General features: G+C 31.4%; 21 protein-coding genes. 11 read left to right on the forward strand and 10 right to left on the reverse strand.

All coding sequences use genetic code 11. The features are described 5' to 3' along the window. Positions 1-166: 166 nt before the first annotated feature. The 3 genes from recR to feoB all read left to right on the forward strand — a co-directional run bounded on the left by recR (position 167) and on the right by feoB (position 3446). Entirely contained in the window at positions 167-787 is a 621-nt protein-coding gene (recR, locus tag RH98_RS06505) for a recombination mediator RecR (protein WP_010252042.1), read from the forward strand. A 219-nt stretch (positions 788-1006) separates the two neighbouring features. Beyond that, the gene (locus tag RH98_RS06510) at positions 1007-1243 is read left to right on the forward strand and encodes a FeoA family protein (RefSeq protein WP_010252045.1); all 237 of its coding nucleotides are present in this window, start codon (positions 1007-1009) and stop codon (positions 1241-1243) included. A 25-nt stretch (positions 1244-1268) separates the two neighbouring features. Then, complete coding sequence (feoB, locus tag RH98_RS06515; RefSeq protein ID WP_010252047.1) at positions 1269-3446, forward strand: ferrous iron transport protein B; 2178 nt, start codon at positions 1269-1271, stop codon at positions 3444-3446. 59 nt (positions 3447-3505) lie between these two features. Here feoB and RH98_RS06520 read toward each other — a convergent pair whose 3' ends face one another. Both RH98_RS06520 and RH98_RS06525 read right to left on the reverse strand, forming a co-directional pair. After that, positions 3506-4153 (reverse strand): SanA/YdcF family protein, encoded by a 648-nt coding sequence (locus RH98_RS06520; protein ID WP_010252049.1) that lies wholly within the window; start codon positions 4151-4153, stop codon positions 3506-3508. 96 nt (positions 4154-4249) lie between these two features. Next, positions 4250-5494: a DEAD/DEAH box helicase gene (locus tag RH98_RS06525; protein WP_010252051.1), complete on the reverse strand. Its 1245-nt coding sequence runs from the start codon at positions 5492-5494 to the stop codon at positions 4250-4252. 682 nt (positions 5495-6176) lie between these two features. On the opposite strand from RH98_RS06525, the gene RH98_RS06535 reads away from it, so the two are divergent. Beyond that, positions 6177-6467 (forward strand): transposase, encoded by a 291-nt coding sequence (locus RH98_RS06535; protein WP_010252058.1) that lies wholly within the window; start codon positions 6177-6179, stop codon positions 6465-6467. Positions 6468-6610: 143 nt separating this feature from the next. Here RH98_RS06535 and scpA read toward each other — a convergent pair whose 3' ends face one another. The 4 genes from scpA to udk are packed head-to-tail and all read right to left on the reverse strand — an operon-like array spanning position 6611 to position 11080. Next, positions 6611-8740 carry a methylmalonyl-CoA mutase gene (gene scpA / locus RH98_RS06540; RefSeq protein WP_010252061.1) on the reverse strand — a complete coding sequence of 710 codons (2130 nt, stop codon included), beginning with the start codon at positions 8738-8740 and terminating at the stop codon, positions 6611-6613. Positions 8741-8744: 4 nt separating this feature from the next. After that, positions 8745-10115: a methylmalonyl-CoA mutase subunit beta gene (locus tag RH98_RS06545; RefSeq protein WP_010252064.1), complete on the reverse strand. Its 1371-nt coding sequence runs from the start codon at positions 10113-10115 to the stop codon at positions 8745-8747. Between the two features lie 17 nt (positions 10116-10132). Continuing rightward, complete coding sequence (locus RH98_RS06550; protein WP_010252066.1) at positions 10133-10456, reverse strand: FtsB family cell division protein; 324 nt, start codon at positions 10454-10456, stop codon at positions 10133-10135. 15 nt (positions 10457-10471) lie between these two features. After that, a complete protein-coding gene (udk, locus tag RH98_RS06555) occupies positions 10472-11080 on the reverse strand; it encodes a uridine kinase (protein WP_010252068.1) in 609 nt (202 codons plus the stop codon). A 226-nt stretch (positions 11081-11306) separates the two neighbouring features. Here udk and RH98_RS06560 point away from each other — a divergent pair, with 226 nt between their 5' ends. The 4 genes from RH98_RS06560 to RH98_RS06575 all read left to right on the forward strand — a co-directional run bounded on the left by RH98_RS06560 (position 11307) and on the right by RH98_RS06575 (position 15334). Then, positions 11307-12134, forward strand: coding sequence for a siderophore-interacting protein (locus RH98_RS06560; protein ID WP_010252071.1), 828 nt, complete (start codon positions 11307-11309; stop codon positions 12132-12134). Between the two features lie 311 nt (positions 12135-12445). Beyond that, positions 12446-13765: an aspartate kinase gene (locus RH98_RS06565; protein ID WP_010252077.1), complete on the forward strand. Its 1320-nt coding sequence runs from the start codon at positions 12446-12448 to the stop codon at positions 13763-13765. 11 nt (positions 13766-13776) lie between these two features. Beyond that, positions 13777-14946, forward strand: coding sequence for a diaminopimelate decarboxylase (gene lysA, locus RH98_RS06570; protein WP_010252079.1), 1170 nt, complete (start codon positions 13777-13779; stop codon positions 14944-14946). Positions 14947-15034: 88 nt separating this feature from the next. Continuing rightward, positions 15035-15334 (forward strand): hypothetical protein, encoded by a 300-nt coding sequence (locus tag RH98_RS06575; RefSeq protein ID WP_010252081.1) that lies wholly within the window; start codon positions 15035-15037, stop codon positions 15332-15334. Positions 15335-15454: 120 nt separating this feature from the next. Here RH98_RS06575 and RH98_RS06580 read toward each other — a convergent pair whose 3' ends face one another. Beyond that, complete coding sequence (locus RH98_RS06580) at positions 15455-15931, reverse strand: hypothetical protein (protein WP_010252083.1); 477 nt, start codon at positions 15929-15931, stop codon at positions 15455-15457. 140 nt (positions 15932-16071) lie between these two features. Continuing rightward, on the reverse strand, positions 16072-17301 hold the full coding sequence (locus RH98_RS06585; protein WP_010252085.1) for a porin: 1230 nt from the start codon (positions 17299-17301) through the stop codon (positions 16072-16074). Between the two features lie 119 nt (positions 17302-17420). Here RH98_RS06585 and prmA point away from each other — a divergent pair, with 119 nt between their 5' ends. Further along, on the forward strand, positions 17421-18254 hold the full coding sequence (prmA, locus tag RH98_RS06590) for a 50S ribosomal protein L11 methyltransferase (protein WP_010252097.1): 834 nt from the start codon (positions 17421-17423) through the stop codon (positions 18252-18254). Between the two features lie 21 nt (positions 18255-18275). Further along, entirely contained in the window at positions 18276-18551 is a 276-nt protein-coding gene (locus tag RH98_RS06595) for an ATP-dependent Clp protease adaptor ClpS (protein WP_010252099.1), read from the forward strand. A 42-nt stretch (positions 18552-18593) separates the two neighbouring features. On the opposite strand, the gene prfH is transcribed toward RH98_RS06595, so the two are convergent. After that, a complete protein-coding gene (gene prfH / locus RH98_RS06600; RefSeq protein ID WP_010252102.1) occupies positions 18594-19214 on the reverse strand; it encodes a peptide chain release factor H in 621 nt (206 codons plus the stop codon). 2 nt (positions 19215-19216) lie between these two features. Beyond that, positions 19217-20608, reverse strand: a complete 1392-nt coding sequence (locus RH98_RS06605; RefSeq protein WP_010252105.1) for an RtcB family protein — start codon at positions 20606-20608, stop codon at positions 19217-19219. Positions 20609-21881: 1273 nt separating this feature from the next. Here RH98_RS06605 and RH98_RS06610 point away from each other — a divergent pair. Beyond that, positions 21882-22637: a hypothetical protein gene (locus RH98_RS06610; protein ID WP_026038773.1), complete on the forward strand. Its 756-nt coding sequence runs from the start codon at positions 21882-21884 to the stop codon at positions 22635-22637. The last annotated feature ends 22 nt before the right edge of the window (positions 22638-22659 follow it).

Raw genomic sequence — 22659 nt, forward strand, 5'->3', positions numbered from 1 at the left:
GTAATCACATCGTATTCAAATGTTTAGTTTTTATAATATAAACGTTTTGTAATGTGTCGAGCTATTTATTTGGGTAGCTAATTAAGCAAGCACATGAGATTGATAGAAATACAATTATAGGGAAGATTGAATCTTGAGAAAATACTAAATTTTGTATCTTTGCAAAATGGAATTTCCTTCAAAGTTATTAGAAAAAGCAGTAGAAGAGATATCACAACTTCCGGGGATAGGTAAGCGTACTGCATTGCGTTTGATGTTGCATATTTTGAAACAGCCAGAAGAACAAACTGTTCGTTTGGCTGAAGCTCTTGTAAGTATGCGTAAAGACATTATATTTTGTAAAAGCTGTCATAATATTTCTGATAAAGAGATTTGTGATATTTGTAATAATCTAACTCGTGATCATCAGACAATTTGCGTTGTTGAAGATGTAAGAGATGTAATGGCGTTAGAGAACACTCAATTATTCAAAGGGATTTACCATGTGCTAGGTGGTAAGATTTCGCCAATAGATGGTATAGGACCAAGTCAATTGAATATCACTTCTCTAATAGAAAAAGTACAACAAGGTGAAGTAAAGGAAATTATATTTGCTTTAAGTTCTACTATGGAGGGAGATACTACTAATTTTTATATTTACAAACAAATTAAAAGTTTTGAGATAATAACTTCTACTATTGCTAGAGGGATTGCTGTGGGAGATGAATTAGAGTATGCTGATGAAGTTACATTGGGAAGGAGTTTGTTGCATAGAGTACCTTTCGAAAATGCCTTTAAAATGCTTTAAAAAGATATTTTACTACTGTAAAAAGGAGAATGATCTACAAAGAACATTCTCCTTTTTTTATTGGAAATAATAGGTTCTTGTTATTGTATTAAGAATTAACAAGGAAGTTTATTTACAGTCATTCTTACATTTAGAATTATTTTAGATAATAGTTTTAACACTAAATTAATTGTTAGACGAGTCTAATTATGTAATTTTGTATATCTAAACAAAAAATAAATGAATCTATCGGAATTGCAAAAAGGCGTAAAAGCAAAGATCAAAGGAATTAAACGTGGATGTCATCGCGAAGTTCATCAACGTTTTTTGGACTTGGGCTTTGTACCTGGGGCTTTAATTACTGTGCATAATGTTAGTCCATTAAAGGATCCAGTAGCATATTCCATATATAATACCATTATCTCATTGAGAAAAGAAGATGCAGAAATGGTAATGATTGAAATAGATGACAACTAAATAATTAAGGAAGGAGAACATCATTATGGCCAAATCAGCCTGTGATATTTGTGATTTAAATGCGGCAGCAGAACTAAAAAAGTTAGGAGATTTATCAGGTAACTTTGATTACTCTATAGCTTTGGCTGGAAATCCAAATACTGGTAAGAGTACCATTTTTAATGCCTTAACAGGATTAAAACAACATACTGGAAACTGGCCTGGTAAAACAGTTACTAGAGCAGAAGGTAGTTTCCAATTTAAAGATAATAAATATAAAATCATCGATTTACCAGGAACGTATTCTTTGATGTCTACTTCAGAAGATGAAGAGGTGGCAAGGGACTTTATTCTATTTGGTAAACCAGATGTGACTGTGGTAGTAGTCGATGCGGGTAGATTAGAGCGTCACTTAAGTTTGGTAGTACAGATTCAAGAGATTACTAATAAGGTAGTCGTTTGTCTAAACTTAATGGATGAAGCGAGAAGACATGGAGTGGAGATAGATGTACGAGGTTTATCAAAAGATTTAGGCGTACCAGTAATTCCTACATCAGCTAGAAATAAAGAGGGAATTACAGATTTGTTATTAGCTATTGACTTAGTAGCTACTGGGAAGTATGTCCCAGAACAAAAAACTATTAGTGGAATATCTGGTGAATCACGTAAAGCAGTTAAAGACGTTGCAACTGAATTATTAAATTTAGATGCGCAATTACCTAGTCCATCATGGATTGCAATGCGTTTAATACAACAAGATAAAAGTATTCAAGCCGCTTTGTTAAATAATACGTTGTCAAGTAAAATAACAAGTAAAAATATTCAACCAATTTTAGATAAAGCACAAAGTTATTATGACTCTTTGGGGCTAAACTATTCTGATAATGTCGCTGGTGCTATATTTAATCAGGTTTCACAAACAGTTAAAACAACTGTGAAATCAGATGAAAATCAAAGAGCATTTCGCGTTGATCGTATGATAGATAATATTGTGACGAGTAAACGTTTTGGTTTTCCTATAATGTTATTGTTATTAGGCGGAGTGTTGTGGTTAACTATAATCGGATCAAATTATCCTTCGTCGGCTCTTTCGTATCTGTTATTAGAAGAATTATATCCGTTTTTGAAAAATGGAGCAGAAAGCTTACATTTTCCATGGTGGTTGAGTGGTTTTTTGATTGATGGTATTTATTTAGCCACTGCATGGGTGATTGCAGTAATGTTGCCTCCAATGGCTATTTTCTTTCCATTATTTACTCTATTAGAAGATTTTGGGTATTTACCGCGTGTAGCATTTAACCTTGATAGAATTTTTAAAGGAGCGGGAGCACATGGTAAACAAGCATTAACGATGAGTATGGGATTCGGTTGTAATGCTGCAGGTGTTGTGGCAACCCGTATTATTAATAGTCCTAGAGAAAAATTAATAGCGATTATCACAAACAACTTTTCATTGTGTAATGGGAGATGGCCTACACAGATATTAATGGCAACTATCTTTATCGGTGCACTTGTTCCGAGTTATATGTCACATACTATTTCTACACTAGCTGTAGTAGGGATTGTTGTTTTAGGTATAGGCTTTACCTTTTTTACTTCATGGTTTTTATCCAAAACGATGTTGAAAGGACAAGCATCCTTTTTTACACTTGAGTTGCCTCCATATCGTCCTCCCAAAGTATTACAAACAATATATACTTCGTTAATTGATAGAACATTAATAGTATTATGGAGGGCTATTGTATTCGCAGCTCCAGCTGGTGCAGTTATTTGGTTAGTCTGTAATATAATGATAGGAGATAAAAGTATTGCTCTATGGACTATACAGGGTCTAGATCCTATCGCAATGATTATTGGACTGAATGGAGTGATTTTATTAGCCTATATCGTTGCTATACCTGCAAATGAAATTGTCATACCTACCATACTGATGTTAACAGCAATGGTATTAGGAGATGCAAGTTTAGGAGAAGGAGCAGGGGTAATGTTTGAAGTATCAGATGGCGAAATAGCTACGATATTGCATATGGCAGGATGGACAACACTTACGGGAGTTAATTTAATGTTGTTCAGTTTATTACACAATCCTTGTAGTACAACTATATACACAATATATAAAGAAACTAATAGTGCTAAGTGGACGACAGTTGCATCTTTATTACCTGTCGCTTTTGGAATTATTGTTTGTTTTGTTGTTACTCAGGTTTGGCATTTATTTTCTTAATTATAGTTTATTTCATAAAAAATCAGGCTCTTATTTATACAAATAAGAGCCTGATTTTTTTATGAAACTTCTTGATTACCTATTTCAATCGGTTCTCCAAGAAACTTTGGTTTTTTATCAAATATTTTGTCTAATAATAGTTTTACTCTAGCAAATTTCTCACGGAGCATTGTTTTAAAACCATACTTTGTAGTAACATCTTCTGCATTGTATCCAACAGTATTTAGATTCAAATAATTACCAATATAAACAGCTCTAGCATTGTGAAAAGGTTGGGAAATTATTGTAAAACTATCTTTGCCAAAAATAGCTTTCATTCGATATACAGAATCTAATGTGCGAAGACCTGCGTAGTCCATATAAATATGATCTTCTGGTACACCATTTTCTATAAGAGCTTGTTTCATATCTTCTGGTTCATTGTAATCAGATCTACTGTTGTCTCCACTTACAACGATATAATTTATTTTACCTGCCTTATATAAATCAGTGGTGGCTTTTATGCGATAACTAAAATAATAATTGATAAACCCTCCTTTTAAATATTTAGTAGTTCCTAATACAATGCCAACGTCATTATGTGGAATGTCATTAGTGTTATCAAAAAGTTGATCTTTTGTACTGCTTCTTACTGTATAATCGGCAAATAAAATAATTCCTATAATTACAATAATTCCAACTAATACTATTTTTACTATTTTTCTCATTTCAATTTTTTATAAAAATAATACTATTTTGGTTTAAAACTAATACATATAAATAGTGATATTTATAATGGGGATTTAACAAAAAAAAAACGTTGATTAATACCAACGTTTTTTGTTTTTCTTAGAATTTTCTGATTTACGAGAATTACTTTGACCTGATTTTTTTCTATAGTCTTTCTTTTCTCCTTCTTTATTTTTTTCTCCTTCCTTCCAAGGAAAAGGATGATCAGTTATAATCTTTGGTTGTGATCTAGTAAACTTTACTATATCTTGCCAATATGTTTTTTCACTTTTGTCACAGAATGATATAGCTACTCCTTCGTTACCGGCTCTTCCTGTACGACCAATACGGTGTACAAAGGTTTCAGGAATATTTGGTAAATCATAATTGATGACACATGGCAATGAGTCTATATCTATTCCTCTAGCAGCAATATCAGTTGCAACTAATACTTTGACCTCTTTATTTTTAAAATTATTAAGAGCTTCTTCTCTTGCTGTTTGTGATTTATCTCCATGGAAACATGCTGCGTTTATTCCATTTTTCAATAAGTGTTCTACCACTGCATCTGCTCCATTTTTAGTACGCGTAAAAACTAAAACATCAGATAGTTTTTCATTGCGAATAATATGATAAAGAAGTTTTTTCTTATCGCCTTTTTCGACAAAATAAACTTTTTGCTTTACTGTTTTTGCAGTTGATGAAATAGAATCTACTGCTACATATTCTGGCTTTTGTAAAAACTCGTGTGCTAATTCTCTAATCGCTAAAGGCATCGTAGCAGAGAATAGTAAAGTTTGTCTATTCGAAGGGGTCAATTGAATTAGTTTTTTTACATCATCAATGAATCCCATGTCTAGCATTAAATCGGCTTCGTCCAAAACTAGATAATGCAGTGAATCTAAATCCAGATGTTTTTGTTTATATAAATCAAGCAATCGACCTGGGGTACCAATAATCACATCTGCACCTTTATTTAATTGCTCGATTTGTGGTTTTATAGACATTCCACCGTAAAGTGTAATCGATGTTACATTTGTATATTTTGCGTACTGAGTAAAGTTATCATGTATCTGTAGAGCTAACTCTCTAGTAGGAGTAATGATTAAAACTTTTGCTTTTTTAGCTTTTTTAGTATTTCCTATTTTATGTAAGTAATGGATAATAGGCATTGCAAATGCAGCAGTCTTTCCTGTTCCTGTCTGAGCACAACCAATTAAATCTTTCTCCTCTAGAACTAGAGGAATAACTTTTTGTTGTATTGGAGTTGGTTCTTTATAACCTAGTTCTTCAATAGCGCGTAAAATATTTTTATTTAAATGTAAATCTTCGAATGTCATAAATAAAACAATGTTTTTAACAAAGGTAAAGTATTTGATTGTACAATAGCACATAAAGTTACACAATGCTAATAGTATAATTGTTATTATGAGCTTTTATATGGGACGTCTTGGCTTTTGTAAAATAAAGAAGGGGTATAGAAATTTCAGAAAATTATAAACTCAAGATGACTTCATCTTATTATCGCTCATCTAAATCATTGCAACTGTTTAACTTTTAAACTTTTTAAAAATTAACCATTTACAACTCTTTTTGAATAGAAATGTCTAAAATAATTCGTGAAATCAAGTATTCCACAGATGCCTTTATTACTATAGAGGATATGATTTTTTCAACAGCGCTTCAACAACGCTTCAACAGTTCTTCAAGACTTCTTCAACAAATAGCCCTCTATATGGAGCAATCATGGGGAAGTGTTGAAGAAGTGTTGAAGGATTTCGCTCTAATGCTTATGAATACTAGCTTTAGCGAGCATTCCATTTTTAAGTCAATATACTGTTTTTTGATATAATATATTGTAATTCAATTAGATGTGTTTTTTAAGGTAAAAAAAAAGTGAGGTACTTTTTTATTTCGCTCAGATAATTAAAGTGTATATAGAAAACCTTATATCTTCTTGATATGTAAAGGATATATTTGATATAGAAATCTATTTTGAAGACATAACTAATTACTTAACTAATGCTGGTGTACGTTTTGATTCACAGGTGCTTAGAAGAATATTTATTTAGAGATAAAGAAGTAATAGGCAACATCTGTCCTAATAACAGAAATAGAAATAATAATGAGAATAATTATTTTGATAAAAAACTATGCAAAGTAAGTTATTCAATTGAACGAACAAACGCGTGGTTAGATAGCTTTCGTTCTTTACGCAATAGATTCAATCCCACACTGTCTAGTTGGGTAGCGTGGTATTTTATGGCTTTTATAATTATAGGTTTAAAGAAGTTTGAGAAAACTAAAAAATAGACAGGACTTTTGCATTTGTATACAATATGAACAATAAAACATCACAATGTTCTTATATGTGGCATCGCCAATAAAAAAAGACCTTCACTTAGGAAGGTCTTTATGGAAAAGCTAATTTATTATAAGCTAATATTTTTTATAAGTTAGGCATCATCACCAAGTAATATTTCTAACATAGTAATGGCAGCTTCACTAATTTTAGTTCCTGGGCCAAAAACGGCTACTGCTCCCGCATCAAATAAGAATTGGTAGTCTTGAGCAGGGATTACCCCTCCAACGATGACCATTATATCATCTCTACCATATTTTTTTAGTTCTTCTATTACTTGTGGAACCAATGTTTTATGACCAGCTGCAAGAGAAGAAACTCCTAGGGCATGCACATCATTTTCTACTGCTTGTTTGGCGGCTTCTTGAGGTGTTTGGAATAAAGGACCAATATCCACATCAAAACCAACGTCAGCATAACCCGTTGCCACTACTTTTGCACCTCTGTCATGTCCATCTTGTCCCATTTTAGCAATCATTATACGAGGGCGTCTTCCTTCAATTTCAGCAAATTTGTCTGCTAGATCTTTTGCTTTTTTGAAGCTGTGATCATCTTTTATTTCTTTACTGTACACACCACTTATTGATTGAATTTGTGCTTTAAATCTACCAAATACACTTTCCAATGCATTGCTTATTTCACCTAATGTAGCTCTTGCTTTTGCAGCTTCAATAGCTAATGCCAAGAGATTGTCATTATTGTCTTTAGCACATTGGGTTAATGTGTCTAGAGTTTCTTTTACTTTGTTATTATCTCGAGTAGCTTTAATCTGATTAAGACGTTCAATTTGTTGTGTACGTACAGTTTGATTATCTACTTCAAGGATATGAAGAGGATCTTCTTTGTCTAATCTGTATTTATTGACTCCTACAATAATATCTTGCCCACTATCAATTCTTGCTTGTTTTCGTGCAGCAGCTTCTTCTATACGCAACTTAGGAATACCAGCTTCAATCGCTTTTGTCATTCCACCTAATTCTTCTACTTCTTGAATTAAATCCCAAGCTTTTTGTGCAATTTCATGCGTTAGATTTTCAACATAATAACTACCTGCCCAAGGATCTACAGTTTTACAAATTTTTGTCTCTTCTTGTAAGAAGATTTGCGTATTTCTTGCAATACGAGCAGAGAAATCTGTCGGTAGTGCTATTGCTTCGTCTAGAGCATTAGTATGGAGTGATTGTGTGCCTCCAAATGCAGCTGCAGCTGCTTCAATAGTTGTTCTAGCTACATTGTTAAATGGATCTTGTTCTGTTAAGCTCCAACCAGACGTCTGACAATGTGTACGCAGGGCAAGTGACTTTTCATCTTTTGGATGAAATTGCTTTAGCAGTTTAGCCCATAGCATACGACCTGCACGCATTTTGGCAATTTCCATAAAGTGATTCATTCCAATCGCCCAAAAAAATGAAAGACGTGGAGCGAAATCATCTATTTTCATTCCTGCTGCTAATCCTGTTCTTATATATTCTAAACCATCTGCTAAAGTATAAGCAAGTTCAATATCTGCAGTAGCACCTGCTTCTTGCATATGATAGCCTGATATGGATATAGAATTAAATTTAGGCATATTTGCACTAGTATAATCAAATATGTCAGCAATGATTTTCATAGAAGGTGTCGGTGGATAAATATAGGTATTACGCACCATAAATTCTTTTAGAATATCATTTTGGATTGTACCTGATAAGTGCTTTAGTTCGACCCCTTGCTCAAGAGCTGCTACAATATAGAAAGCCATAATAGGAAGTACAGCTCCATTCATAGTCATTGACACAGACATTTGATCTAACGGAATTTGGTCAAAGAGTATTTTCATATCTTCAACACTGTCTATGGCTACACCGGCTTTACCAACATCACCGACTACGCGATCGTGATCTGAGTCGTAACCTCTATGGGTAGCAAGGTCAAATGCAACAGATAGACCTTTTTGACCAGCAGCAAGGTTTCTTCTATAAAAAGCATTACTTTCCTCAGCAGTTGAAAAACCTGCATATTGTCGAATGGTCCAAGGACGTCGTACATACATTGTCGTGTAAGGACCTCTTAAATTTGGAGTAAAGCCTGCTGCAAAACCTATGTTCTCAATATCTTTTATATCTTGTTCACTATATGTTTTTTGAATAGCAATTCCTTCAGCTGTTTTGAAATCTGAAGGTTCAGAACTTGCTCTTAACGTAGAAGTATCTATTTTTAAGTGCTGTATATCCTTTCTTTTCATAACGTTACTGAGTTATTTGTTTTTCTTCTGCTAATCTCTTTTGTTCATAACCTTCAGCAAGTCTGCGTTCTATAATAGGAGAAATCAATGTTTTTCGCGGATTTTGCTTAACAAAAGGATATAGCTCTAGTTCGTTACTCATATAATCATTAGGATTAGGATACTTATTTGTACCTAATAATACTTCTTGCCCTTTATCAAAAAGTTCTTGTTCTTTTAGAGCGCTCTCATTTATTTTTCTTTGTATTGTTCCTTCAATAAGGGTAGTAATTAAACCATCTCCTTTCTCTATTTGCTTAAATAGAGCCAATGCTTTTTCTGCAAGTTGGAGTGTTACATACTCAATATAATAAGATCCTTCAGAAGGGTTATCTACTGCATTAAAATAACTTTCATTTTTTAATATCAACAATTGATTGCGTGCAATTCTATCTCCAAAAGAGTTTTCTTTGTGATAAATGCTGTCATATGCTAGATTGCTAATGTAATCCGCTCCACCCAATATTGCACTCATGCATTCTGTACTGGTACGCAACATATTTACATTATAATCATATAATGTTTTATTGCGTTTTGTTGGAATACAGATGATTTTAAATGAGAGATCAGAAGAATATTCTTTACTTAGTGTTTCTGCAAGAAATCTTAATGCTCTAAGTTTACTTATTTCAAAAAAGTAATGTGTTCCAACAGAAATGTGTAAGTAGATTGTACCTTTTAAATTAGGAATGCGGTTAAGGTATTCATTTAAATGAGCAATACTATATGCAATTTGCTGAACCATATTGGCTCCAGCATTTTGATAGGTATTTGCATTAATTTGTAGACTGACATTTGGTAAATGTAGTACGGTCTCCTTGACTACATTAAAGTCGTCTTCCAAGTTTTTAAACCAATTACCGTCATATTGTAATTGATAAATAGGGTCTAAAAGAATCTGTATTTCAAATTGGTTTTTGGTAGCCCAATTGGAAAGATCTTTTATGTAGTAAGCATCTAGAAAGTTTAAAACAAAAAAATATAAATTAGTTTTAGGTAATGCAGAAAGTATTTTAGTTGAATCTATTTTACTATTATCAATAGTAAAATAGATAACTTCAGCACCTTTGTTAATGGTATCAATAGCTTTTTCGATAGAGCGATCAATATCGTAAACATAGATACGTTGCGTTATCTTAAACTCAGAAGTATTGGTATCAATTTTTAAAGGTTTGTAATCTGTATCGCAATGGTAGAAAGGACGAACTTTTATACCTTCAATACTTTCCCAAACTAAAGTTTCATTGTAATCGGCACCTTTTAATTCATATTGAATTTTGTTTTTCCACTCTTTTGAAGAGACTTTCTCAAATTCTTCAAATAGTTGATTATTCATAGTTTTTGGTTGTGGTTTTATTGTTGAGCTAATGTATCAAATTCAATAATGAATATATCCTCATTAGCTCTTTTCATATAATATTTTTCTCTTGCGTATTTTTCAGTAGCATCTCCATTTTTAAGACCTTTAATAGACTTCTTGTCTTTATCAATCTCATTTTCAAAGTATTTTTTGCTATCTTCTAATTTGTCAATTTCTTTATTTATCACTTTATGTTCGAGTAAAGAATAGCTATCAAAGAATGATATCCAAATTACAAAAAAAAGCCCTACTAAAAAAAAAGGGTTTTTTAGGAGCTTTAGATACTTTAATTTTTTTAAACTTTGAGATACTTTCATAACAATAGACAAATATTAACCGATTTTTTCATTGATTACAGTACGTACAATATCAATTGCAACAGTATTGTAGGTATCATTAGGAATGATAATGTCAGCATACGCTTTTGAAGGTTCAATAAACTGATCGTGCATAGGTTTTAATGTATTTTGATATCTATTTAAAACTTCTACCATATCTCTACCTCTTTCAGCAATATCTCTTTTCAATCTACGAATTAAACGTTCATCAGAGTCAGCGTGAACAAATATCTTTATGTCAAACATATCTCTTAATTCTGGATGACACAAAATTAATATTCCTTCTACAATCATTACTTTTCGGGGATGTGTAACAATCGAATCGTCTGTTCTGTTGTGTTTTACGAAAGAATAAACAGGCTGATTGATAATATTTCCTGCTTTTAATTCTTTAAGGTGTTCTACTAGAAGTTCGAAATCAATTGATCTGGGGTGATCAAAATTAATAAGAGTTCGCTCTTCTAATGAAAGGTTATCAGTTGCTTTATAGTACGAGTCTTGTGAAATGATACCAACTTCTGTTTCTGGTAATTCATTCATAATTTGATGAACAACAGTAGTTTTTCCACTACCAGTACCTCCTGCGATTCCAATGATTAGCATGTCGTAATTTATTTTTAGCAAAAATAGAAATTAATCAATGAGCATAGAAACATTTTTTAGTATAAAGCTATTTTTATTACTTCGTTATAAAAAAACTAATGTATTGGATAAAAAGAGGTTATTATTGGAAATAATGATGAAACAAACCTCTTGTTTATACTAATTCTAAATTAATAAGTATATTTGTAATAATAAGAGAGGTAAAAATAAAAAATAAAACAACAATATGTCAAGAAAGCCAAACGTAAAAAGCAAAGTTTTTGTTTTAAAAAATAGAGAATATATAACACCACATTATATTAGGTTGACTGTGGGAGGAGAAGGAGTAGAAGATTTTAAAAATACAACAGTAGGTGCAAATAATAAAATATTTCTTTCGCCAGAAGGTTGTGATAAAGTGTACCTTCCTGAGTTTGATTTTGAGAAAATGGAGTGGAAACCTATGGATGTATCAATAAAACCAATAGTTCGTACATATACACATAGAGGAATAGATTTGGTAAAGAAAGAGCTCTATATTGATTTCGTGGCGCATGGTGATGAGGGACCAGCATCTAATTTTGCTATAAATGCCCCGATAGGTAAAGAATTAGGAGTAGCAATGGGATGTGATGCAAGTGAATTATACCCAGAGAAAGAGTGGTATTTATTAGTAGGTGATGCAACAGCTATTCCAGTTATGGGAGCTATATTAGAGACATTACCAGCAGACGTAAAAGTCAATGCTGTATTAGAAGTACAATCTGAAGAAGATATTCAAAACTTGTCTACAAAAGCTCAAGGAAAAATAGAATGGTTAATTAATCCAACTCCCGGTCAAGATTGTAAATTAGCTGACAGAGCAAAAGAACTTGTGGAAAGTAATGAAGGAGTTAATTCTAAGTTTTGCTATTTAGCTGCTGAATTTACTACTGTTAAAGATTTGAGAACTTATTTACGAAAAGAAAAGAACTGGGATAGAGAAGAATTAAATGCTTATTCTTATTGGAAGTTTGGTAAAGCTGAAACAGCATCTGAAGCAGATAGAAGAGCTGAGAGGGCTGCTGCAGAATAATTCTACTATCTTTTTTTTGAATATTAGATTTTTCCATAATTGTCTAAGGAGACGAAGTTATATGAGCTTCGTCTCTTTTTTTATTTAATAAGTAATAAAAATTGCTATTTATTCAACAAAGTGTTTATATTTGTGACATATAAAGAATAAAAATGGTTATATCAATTATAAAGAAGGCAAAGAAACAGTACTTACGTCAGACGTCGTGAGCGGCTTTCCTATGATATAAAATAATATATGTAAAAGGGGCTTGTCATCATGACAAGCCCCTTTTTTTATTCATTAAATAAATCAATAACTAATTTTAATTTATGAAAGTTTTAAAGTTTGGAGGGACTTCTGTAGGAAGTCCAGAAAGAATGGAACAGTTGTTACCAATTATTAAATCTCAACAAAGTGATAAACATTTAGTTGTATTATCCGCTGTATCGGGAACTACTAATGATCTTTTTGCAATTGCTCAATCTTATTTGAAAGAAGAAAAAGATAAAGCACGCAATGATATCAAGATTCTTTATTCAAAGTATAAAACTTTTATAAAACAATTATTTAAAACAGAAGAAGGTTTGCGGACTGCAGAAGAAGTAATTGACCATCATTTTAATTTATTAGACGAATTAGGTAATGATTTATTTACTTCAATAGAAGAACGAATAGTATTAGCACAAGGGGAATTGCTATCTACAACTTTATTTCATGTTTATTTAAAAGAGAAAGGGATACCTTCTGTATTACTACCCGCATTAGATTTTATGCGAATGGATGAAGAGAATGAGCCTAATATTGAATATATTCAAAAACAAATAGGTATTAAATTAAGCGAGTATCCTAGTGATAATCTATTTATTACCCAAGGTTATATTTGTAGAAATACTTTTGGAGAGATAGATAATTTAAGAAGAGGAGGGTCTGATTATACAGCTTCTTTATTAGGTGCAGTATTAGGAGCAGAAGAGATACAGATTTGGACAGATATTGATGGTTTTCACAATAATGATCCTCGATATGTACAGAATACTAAACCTATAGCAAAACTAAGCTTTGATGAGGCTGCTGAGCTAGCTTATTTTGGTGCTAAAATTCTTCATCCACAAAGTGTTTTCCCTGCTAAAAGGTTTAATGTATCAGTACGATTATTAGATACTATGGAGTTAAGTGCACCAGGTACTTTAATTTCTCAAGGAACTGAAAGTGATGATCAAATAGTTGCTATTGCTGCTAAAGATGGTATTACAGCTATTCGTATTCAATCTTCAAGAATGCTGTTAGCATATGGTTTTTTACGTAGAGTATTTGAGGTATTTGAACGTTATAAAACTCCTATTGATATGATTACTACTTCTGAAGTTGCTGTTTCCTTAACCATCGATCAGACAACTTATTTAGAAGAGATTATTCAAGAGTTAAATTATTTTGGTAGTGTTGAGGTTGACCATGATCAAGCGATTGTTTGTATAGTTGGGGATTTTAGAAGTAATAAACATGGACACGCAACTATTGTTTCAGAGGCTGTAAAACACATTCCTGTACGTATGATATCTTATGGAGGTAGTGAGCATAATATTTCTTTATTAGTTCCTGCAAGTTATAAGATTGAAGCAATGCGTTCACTACATAATCGTTTATTTTAAAGAAAGCAATGATGAATGAAAATACTTTAGAAAAGTTAAAGAAAGAGCAGACTCCATTATACTACTATGACCTTCCTTTACTAAAAGAGACAGTAGAAGTAGCTAAGAATTCTGCAGATCGATTTGATTACACTATTCATTATGCAATAAAGGCAAATAATAATCCTAAAATTTTAAAAGAAATTAGTTCGTTAGGTTTAGGTGCAGATTGTGTAAGTGGAAAAGAAATAGAATTAGCAATTGAAAATGGTTTTGATTCGCACTCAATTGTTTTCGCTGGAGTTGGTAAAACTGATAGAGAAATATCAATCGCCTTACAAAATAATATTCTTGCCTTTAATGTTGAGTCTGTACAAGAGTTAGAAGTTATAGCTTCAATAGCAGAAAGTTTGAGTACTAAAGCTTGTATAGCATTGAGAATTAATCCTAATGTAGATGCTAAAACACATCATTATATTACCACGGGACTTGATGAAAATAAGTTTGGTATTATGATGCACGAACTTGATAATTGCTTAGCTATAATTAAGAATTCTACTAGTTTGGAATTAGTAGGTTTGCATTTTCACGTAGGTTCTCAGATTACTGATTTGAATGTTTACAAAAGATTATGTATTAAAGTAAATGAATGGAATAACTATTTTTATGAAAGAGGTTATAACGTTCCTATTTTAAATTTAGGAGGAGGGCTAGGTATTAATTATTGTGAACCAGATGAGGAATCAATAGTTAATTTCTCAAACTTCTTTTATTTGTTTCATCAGTTTTTAGAACTTAGAGAGGGACAAAAAGTACATTTTGAGTTAGGAAGATCGCTTGTTGCTAATTGTGGAACATTAGTAAGTAGAGTCTTATATATTAAAAATGGTATAAAAAAGAACTTCGCTATTTTGGATGCTGGTATGACAGAACTCCTGCGACCAGCATTATATCAAGCCTATCATAAAGTTGAAAAATGGGAAGCTGGTAATATTGCTGAGGAAACTAATGAAAGTAATAATATTCGTTATGATATTGTAGGTCCAATTTGTGAAAGTAGTGATTGTTTTGGTAAGGATGTTATCTTGCCAAAATTAGAAAGAGGAGATTTAATTGCTATCCGTTCTGCGGGGGCTTATGGAGAGGTGATGGCGTCACGTTATAATTTAAGACAGGAGTTAAATTATTTTTACAAAGAATAACTTTAAAATAGTTTGAGTATTAAAATAGTTTGTTAATTTTGGTACTAGCCCCATAAGGGAGAATATTATTAAATAAATAAAATATCTAATGAAATTAGGAGATATCGACGTAGTAGGTGAAATCATTGACTTGAACTTTCAATTATTAAGAACGCAAATTCTATTGGAAGAAGTACTAAAACACAATGCTGATAGTTTAAAACTTCCTTCGCCAGAGGCAATGAATGAAATTAATGAATTTGCTTTGAAGTCTATTCAAAAGAAATTCCCAAATATGAATATTGGTAGAAAAGAAGATGTACCAAATAATGAAGATGCACCAAAAAACAGAAGAATAAAAAAAAAACGCCAAGTATTTTACTTGGCGTTTTTCTTTTGTAGTAAATAAAAAAATTATGAAAAAAATTAATCTGCTTTTACAAGCTTTGTATATTAACATACTTGACAATATTTGTGCCAAATTTTATAATATTGATTAAAATTAATTTAAATATTTAGTTATTTATTTTTAATTGCATAGAGTAGGTCCCCATTCTCGATGACCGCGATCTTTCCAACATTGATATGTTTCTTTAATATCCATTACTTTAATTTCATTGTTCTCTTTAGTAAGAGTCATTATAACTTTACGTGCTTTCATTGAATCGTCAGGAATATCATCTTCTAATAACGAGAGCGTAATAATATTGGAATTTGCATCTTTTTTTCTTGATAATATATAAAGATAGTTATCCCCTGCATTAAGTATTTCAGGAGCATACTCCTTCATAATTAATGTTTCAGAATTTAAGTTTTTTTCTTTAATGATATTATTTAAGTGATCTATTTCATGATGATCAGCAATGCGATATTCATCATACTCTTGAACTACTTCAATTGAAGAGTTATTTCGCATTGAGTTCTTACTTATAGAATTTTTATTCTTACAAGAAACCGTAAATACAAAAACCGATAATATTACTAATATAAATGCTATATTTTTCATAGTATAATTATCTTTTGAATTATACTGCAAAGTTAGGTATTGTAAAATCGTATTATTTAATAATAAACTAAAAGTTTTATTAAATAATGGTTAATTATAGAATTTATATTATAAAAAAGTAAAATATTATATAAAATGGACTATATCCCTATTTCAAATTGTAGCCTAAAATACCAGTTGTTTTTTGTAGCTCCTTCATTGAATTTTAGATAATCATAAGTAAATTCAGCTTGTAGCTTAAACGCGTGTTCCCAAAGGTATTTTGTTGCTCCAAGAGTAAATTCAGTTGTATTAGGAAGATTTAATTGTTTATATAAATCGTCATTCATTGTCTGAGTAGAGACTCTTCCAATAATTTCATAATTTGAAGGGAATAAATAACTTAATTGATAATCCATACCATGCCCAGCAAATACATATCCTGATCTAGCTATACCATCTGTATCAATAATATTGTAAATAGGATCACTTAATGATCTGCTCATATAGGCAACCATACCAGCCCAACCATTATATTTTAGGATACCATCAAACATTAATGCTCTAAAAGTTTTTGCTTCAAATAATTTATCTCCTGTTTGCCCTTGTGAGTTTTCAGCATTATTATGGTAAACAAAAGTTCCAGACAACATTAACTTAGGCTTTTGTTCTCTAGCTAAATCTCCTTCAAAGAAAGCTCCATTTTTTGAAAAACTCCCTAAAGGAAATAATTCGACTCTCCCAGTAAGAGCATAACTATCACTTTCTGAACCACTCCAGTTACGACCACGTCCTGTACTGGCAGCAGTCTTAATATTAAAACCAAATTCATCTTTACGTTCATGTAGATAGTAAGCTTGGATACCAAAATCTCTATCAACATTAAATTTAGCATTATTAATAGAACGATCTGTAAGTTGTAATGCTCCCGATGAGTTTGTACGTTGTCTGTTTCCAGGAAGTTTAGTCTGCCCAAAAATAAAACTCCAATGATCATTTGGACGGTAAGTCAATGCAGCATCACGAATAATATTAGGTGACTCATTCTCTTTTTGTTTTCCCATATCTTTGGGAGCAAATGACAATTGGATAACATATAAAAATTTAGGATTACCTACAAATCCATCTAGACGCAAGCGCAGTCGTCTTATTTCGCCTTCATATTTATTTTTTTCACCTTCATTATTTATAAAACTAATTCTATTTTGCATTCTGAAACGAATGTTTAATTGGAAGATACTATCTGCTGAAGTCATTCCTAAACCTTTACCATAGCTGTAATAAGGTAGTTGTTCTAGCTTAACATCATTATAATTTTCTTTTTTATCTTCAATTTGTGCCGCAAGTGTTAGAGACATTAATAGAAATAGTAGGCTATAAATCTTTTTCATATGTAAATGTGTTGGATAGCAAAAATAACATTAGTTTTGCATGATTTTTAGTATCTAATGTTTTCCTTGTGTGAACTTAATGTTACTAAAGTGTTAAATACAAAGAAACAAAAATAATTATGATATATATAGCTTATCATTTTAATGTCGAACCAAGAGAATTAGGAGCTGAAATTCTATTAGCAGAGTTAGGGGAGAAGGCATTTGAAAGTTTTGAAGAAACACCTACAGGTATAAGTGCCTACGTACAAAAAGATCTATGGACAGATGATATTTTGGACGATATATTTATATTACAATCAGATCAATTTACTATTACTTATAGAAAAGAAGAAATAGCACAAGTAAATTGGAATGTTGAATGGGAAAAGAATTTTGACCCAATAGATGTAGATGGTGAATGTTATGTACGTGCCCCTTTTCATCCAGCGATAGATGCTAAATATGATATAGTTATTGAGCCTAAAATGAGTTTTGGTACAGGGCATCATGAAACAACATTCATGATGATTCGCCAAATCCTTAATAATGATATGGAAGGCAAGCATGTTTTAGATATGGGATGCGGTACCGCTATTTTGGCAATATTAGCATCTTTACGAGGAGCTAAGACGGTAGAAGCAATTGATATTGATAATTGGTGCTATATTAACTCTACAGAAAATGTAACACGAAATAATTGTTCAAATATTTCTGTATTTGAAGGTGATGCTTCTATTTTAGCAACTGAACCAAAATACGATGTTATACTAGCTAATATAAATCGAAACATATTAGTGAATGATATGGATAAATATGTAGCATGTTTAAAAACAGGGGGCTCAATATTTTTCAGTGGATTTTATACGGAGGATATTCCAGTTATATTAAAATCAGCTGAATCTTATGGTTTATCATTTGAAAATCAATTAGAAAAAAATAATTGGGTATCTTTGAAGTTTATTAAACAATAAATTTTTTGAAAAGAAATTTTTATGAGCACTAAAGAAAAAATTCAAGAAGATGTTGATGTAGCAGGTTTGCTAGATGGGAATAGTGAGATTATTTTATATAATGATGACGTGAATACTTTCGATCATGTGATAGACACATTGGTAAGGGTATGTGACCATACATCAGAACAAGCTGAGCAATGCGCATTATTGGTGCATTATACTGGTAAATGTACAGTAAAGACGGGAGAATTTAAAAAGCTTAAACCACAATGTCTGCAATTATTAGACGCTGGATTAAGTGCTGAAATAGTTTAAAAGTATAAAGGGGCTGTCTTATAAGTAAAGACAGCCCCTTTTTTATTTTGCTCTAAATTTCATACCTACAAAAGTTCGAATAGGATTACCTCTTTCTATTTTTGTTTGGTTTAACCATGTTTCCAGTTCTTCTTCTTTATCTTCTTTTAATGCCATGTTTTGAAGTTTCTGAAGAATTCTTTCAGTGGCTAATTTTTTGTTTTGATGTTGGGATCTACTATCCATAGCTAAGACTGAAATGCCAGTCGCTAGGTGAGTAGCTCTTACTGCGGAACTTACTTTGTTGACATTTTGTCCTCCAGCTCCTGAACTTCGTACTGCTTGATAGTGAATATTACTATCAAATTTTGAATCAGTATTCTTTTTTGCCATTTTAAATATACCGATGTACCAGTTCTTTCTTTTGTGGTTAGGTCTGAATGGACTCTCACAAATCCATAATACAGTTCCTATCCATGACTTTAGAAAGTCATTAATTTCCCTAGACGATTCGTTGATTTGAATAATAACAGATGTGCCATTAGCATCTGTTTCATTCCATATTGGATTAACGATTATATTGGATTTGACCGCTTCGTCTATAAAAATTTGTGCAATCTTAGTAACGGAAAAATCACACTCTTTTGGACCTCTACCTGATGTAATTTGAATAAATGTAGCCATAGTTATTTATCCATTCTTACAAATTTAGGAGTAAAGGTTCCTAATATTTTTATTAAGTCACTTTGTGCTTGGATCACAGTATTTATATCTTTATAAGCCATTGGGGCTTCATCAATACTACCACCGATAATTTGCACGTCTGCCTCTTTTATTGTTTTTTTTACTTCACTTTTGGTAAACATGTTTTTACATGCATTACGTGAGTGAAGTCTTCCTGCACCATGCGAAGCTGAATTTAAACTTTCCTCATTTCCTAAGCCTTCTACTATAAAACCATTTGTAGTCATAGAGCCTGGAATAATTCCCAATTGTCCTTTGCTAGCAGGAGTAGCCCCTTTTCTATGAACGATTACTTCTTGTCCATTAAGGTATTCCTTCCATGCGAAATTGTGATGATTCTCTATAGTGAATGCAATTTGCTTTCCTAATGCTTTCGCTATTCTACGATGAATGTCATCATGACAAGCTTTTGCATAATCACCTGCAAGATTCATTGCCATCCAGTATTCTTGTCCGTCATGAGTTGCAAGGTCAAGCCAAGCTAAATGTTGAACATTACTAGGTAGAGGACATTGTTTAGTAGCTAAATAGGTATAATGTTTTGCAATATTAGCACCTAATCCTCTTGATCCACTATGAGAAAGAACAGCAATATACTCACCTGGTTCTAATTTCCATTCTGGTTTAGTCTCACTTAAACTAACTATACCAAATTCAACAAAATGATTCCCACCGCCTGATGTTCCAAGCTGCTTATAAGCTTTATCTAACAGTTTTTTTACAAAGGGAATATTTTTAAATTCATCTCTATAAAAAATTTCATGATCTACTTTGTTTTGGTGCGTGTCATACATTCCAAATTTTGTATGATCATTTAATATATTTAATAATTGATTGTCTTTACCTTTTAAGAAGTTAGCTGGTAGGTTGAAAACGGATAAACTCATTCTACACCCTATATCAACGCCTACTCCGTAAGGTATAACAGCATTATCTGTAGCAAGTACTCCACCTATTGGTAAACCATACCCGTAGTGTGCATCTGGCATTAAAGCTCCTGATATCGCTATGGGTAATTTTAAAGCAGTAAATAGTTGATACTTTGTTTGATCATCTATTGCATCTTCACCATAAATTGAAAAAGGTACTCTAGTGTTGTTGAGTTGATGTCTTTTTATTTCAACTTGGTTAATCAAGCTTTCAGCTATTTTACCCCAGATACCATCTCCAATATATGAATTAGGGTCTAGTAATACTTTTTTTGCTTCTTCTAATAAACTGTTTTTATTCTCTTTTTTCTTATATCTATTTAATTGCCCTAAAGCAATATTTATTGTATTATTTTTGGGATAGCCTATTTTTATAAAGTCTCTCCCAGAAAGTTTCCTTCCCATTTTTGTAATGATTAAATTGACAATATTGACTAAGCTTAATTAATTTCTTAGTCGTTAAGTTTTACTGTTGATCTTTAGCATCAACAAGTCAATTCGGGAATATTTCGTAAAGGGTCCGGAATAAACAAAAAAAGCCCGAATTATATCTTCGGGCTCTCTTTTATATTTTAAATTTTGTTATGTCTATATAAAAATTGCACGAAGACGCATAGCAGCAAATCTTGCTGATATGATTGAAACGGTAGTATAATTTAGTACAAACATTTTCTTCGTTTTTAAAAAGTTAATTTTATTTGATGCAAATTTTGTGTAAAAAAAATGAATAAACCAAATTAATTTATTCTTTTTTTATTTTAACAGTGAAAATGCTTTGGTAGAATTAAAGAGTAAGTATAGTTTTATTTAGTGAAGTCATCTTGACTTTTTAGTTTTCTGAAATTTCTTTAGACCTATAATGATAAAAGTTATCTAATTCCATATCATTTAATTAGATAATGTGGCATCGAATGTATTGTGTAAAGAACGAAAGCTAACTAATCAAGCATTTCTTATTTGAATAGCATCTCTTTCTTTGTATAGTTTTACATCAAAATAATTGTCTTGATTCTTTTGCACTTTTCATTTATTGGGACTGATGTTAGCTATTATTTCTTTATCTCTAATTTTTTTTCTAAAATTCTGTGAATCAAAACTAACATCAGCATTACTAAAACAATCCTGATAGGAGTATTTCAGCATTAATTAATTGATAAATTATGTATTCGAAATAAAATTCTATATCAAATAGATCCTTTATATATCAATAGGCTATGAGGTTTTCTGTAAACAATTTAATTATCTAAGCGAAATAAAAAAACGCCTCACTTTTTTTTAACTCTAAAAAAGTTATTTAATTGAATTACAATATGTTATATTGAAAATGATTTATTAAGTTAAAATATTAATGCTTGCTAAAGCCACTATTCATAAGCCTTAGAGCTAAATTCTTCAACACTTCTTCAACACTTCCCCATGATTGCTCCATATAGAGGGTTATTTGTTGAAGGAATCTTGAAGAAGTGTTGAAGGAGTGTTGTAACAATCAATATTTTGCCTGCTTTTAGGTTATTATGATTTTAGAATATTATTAGTGGTTTTTTATAATGCTCGTAACTATCTGATGGGGAATCTTAATACATATATGTAGTGTGTAATTCAACAAAAAATCTAGTGCTGTATAGTATTCTCTATGTATTTATTATTTCTTATTTTAGCAGATATTAAAAAAAACAATATGAAAAAGGTGTATTTGTTGCTTATAGGAGCAGTAGTTTTATTTCAATCATGTGTAATGAAAGAAGATATTCATGTAAATAAAAAAGGTGAAGTTAATTATCAGTTTAATATTAATTTTTCTGAATTAATGAAGATGGCTCCTGATGGTAAGGCTTCTATAGGGAAAGATGCAGAAAAGGCAGTAGATTTTTTTAATGGTGAAGAAGTTACGATTGATCAATATTTAGATGCTATTTTATTAAAAGAGGAGAATAAAGAGTTTAAGAAAGATAGCTTAAAAGCAGCTCATCCTGAGATATTTAAAAATTTAGAAACCTTAAGATTACAGTTTACTCTTAATGATTCTATTGGAGATTTAAACTTTAAAATAGATGCAAAAAATGTTGAGGAATTGAATAATTCATTAGCTGGATTGGAACAAATAGGTAATTTAGTGGAAAAATCAGATCCAAATGTTAAACAGAATATGAGTATTAATTCAGCGATTAGTGATAATACTTATTATGAGTTTGAGAAAAATATATTTGAACGTAAAATTAAAACAATTGAAAGTCCGAAAAAATTAGAAGCTACAGGAATGGAAGAAATGTTTACTTACGTAATGACTGTTAGTTTTGATAAACCTATTAAATCGGTCTCTTATAAAGATGCTGAAATAAGTAAAGACGGTAAGAGTTTTACTAAAAAGTTAAGTATGGGTGAGATTATAAAAAATCCTAGTGTACTAGCTTATAAGGTAGAATTAAAGAAATAAAATAAAAACGCCGAGCATTGCT

It is taken from the genome of Myroides injenensis M09-0166, from assembly GCF_000246945.1.
Classification (GTDB): domain Bacteria; phylum Bacteroidota; class Bacteroidia; order Flavobacteriales; family Flavobacteriaceae; genus Flavobacterium; species Flavobacterium injenense.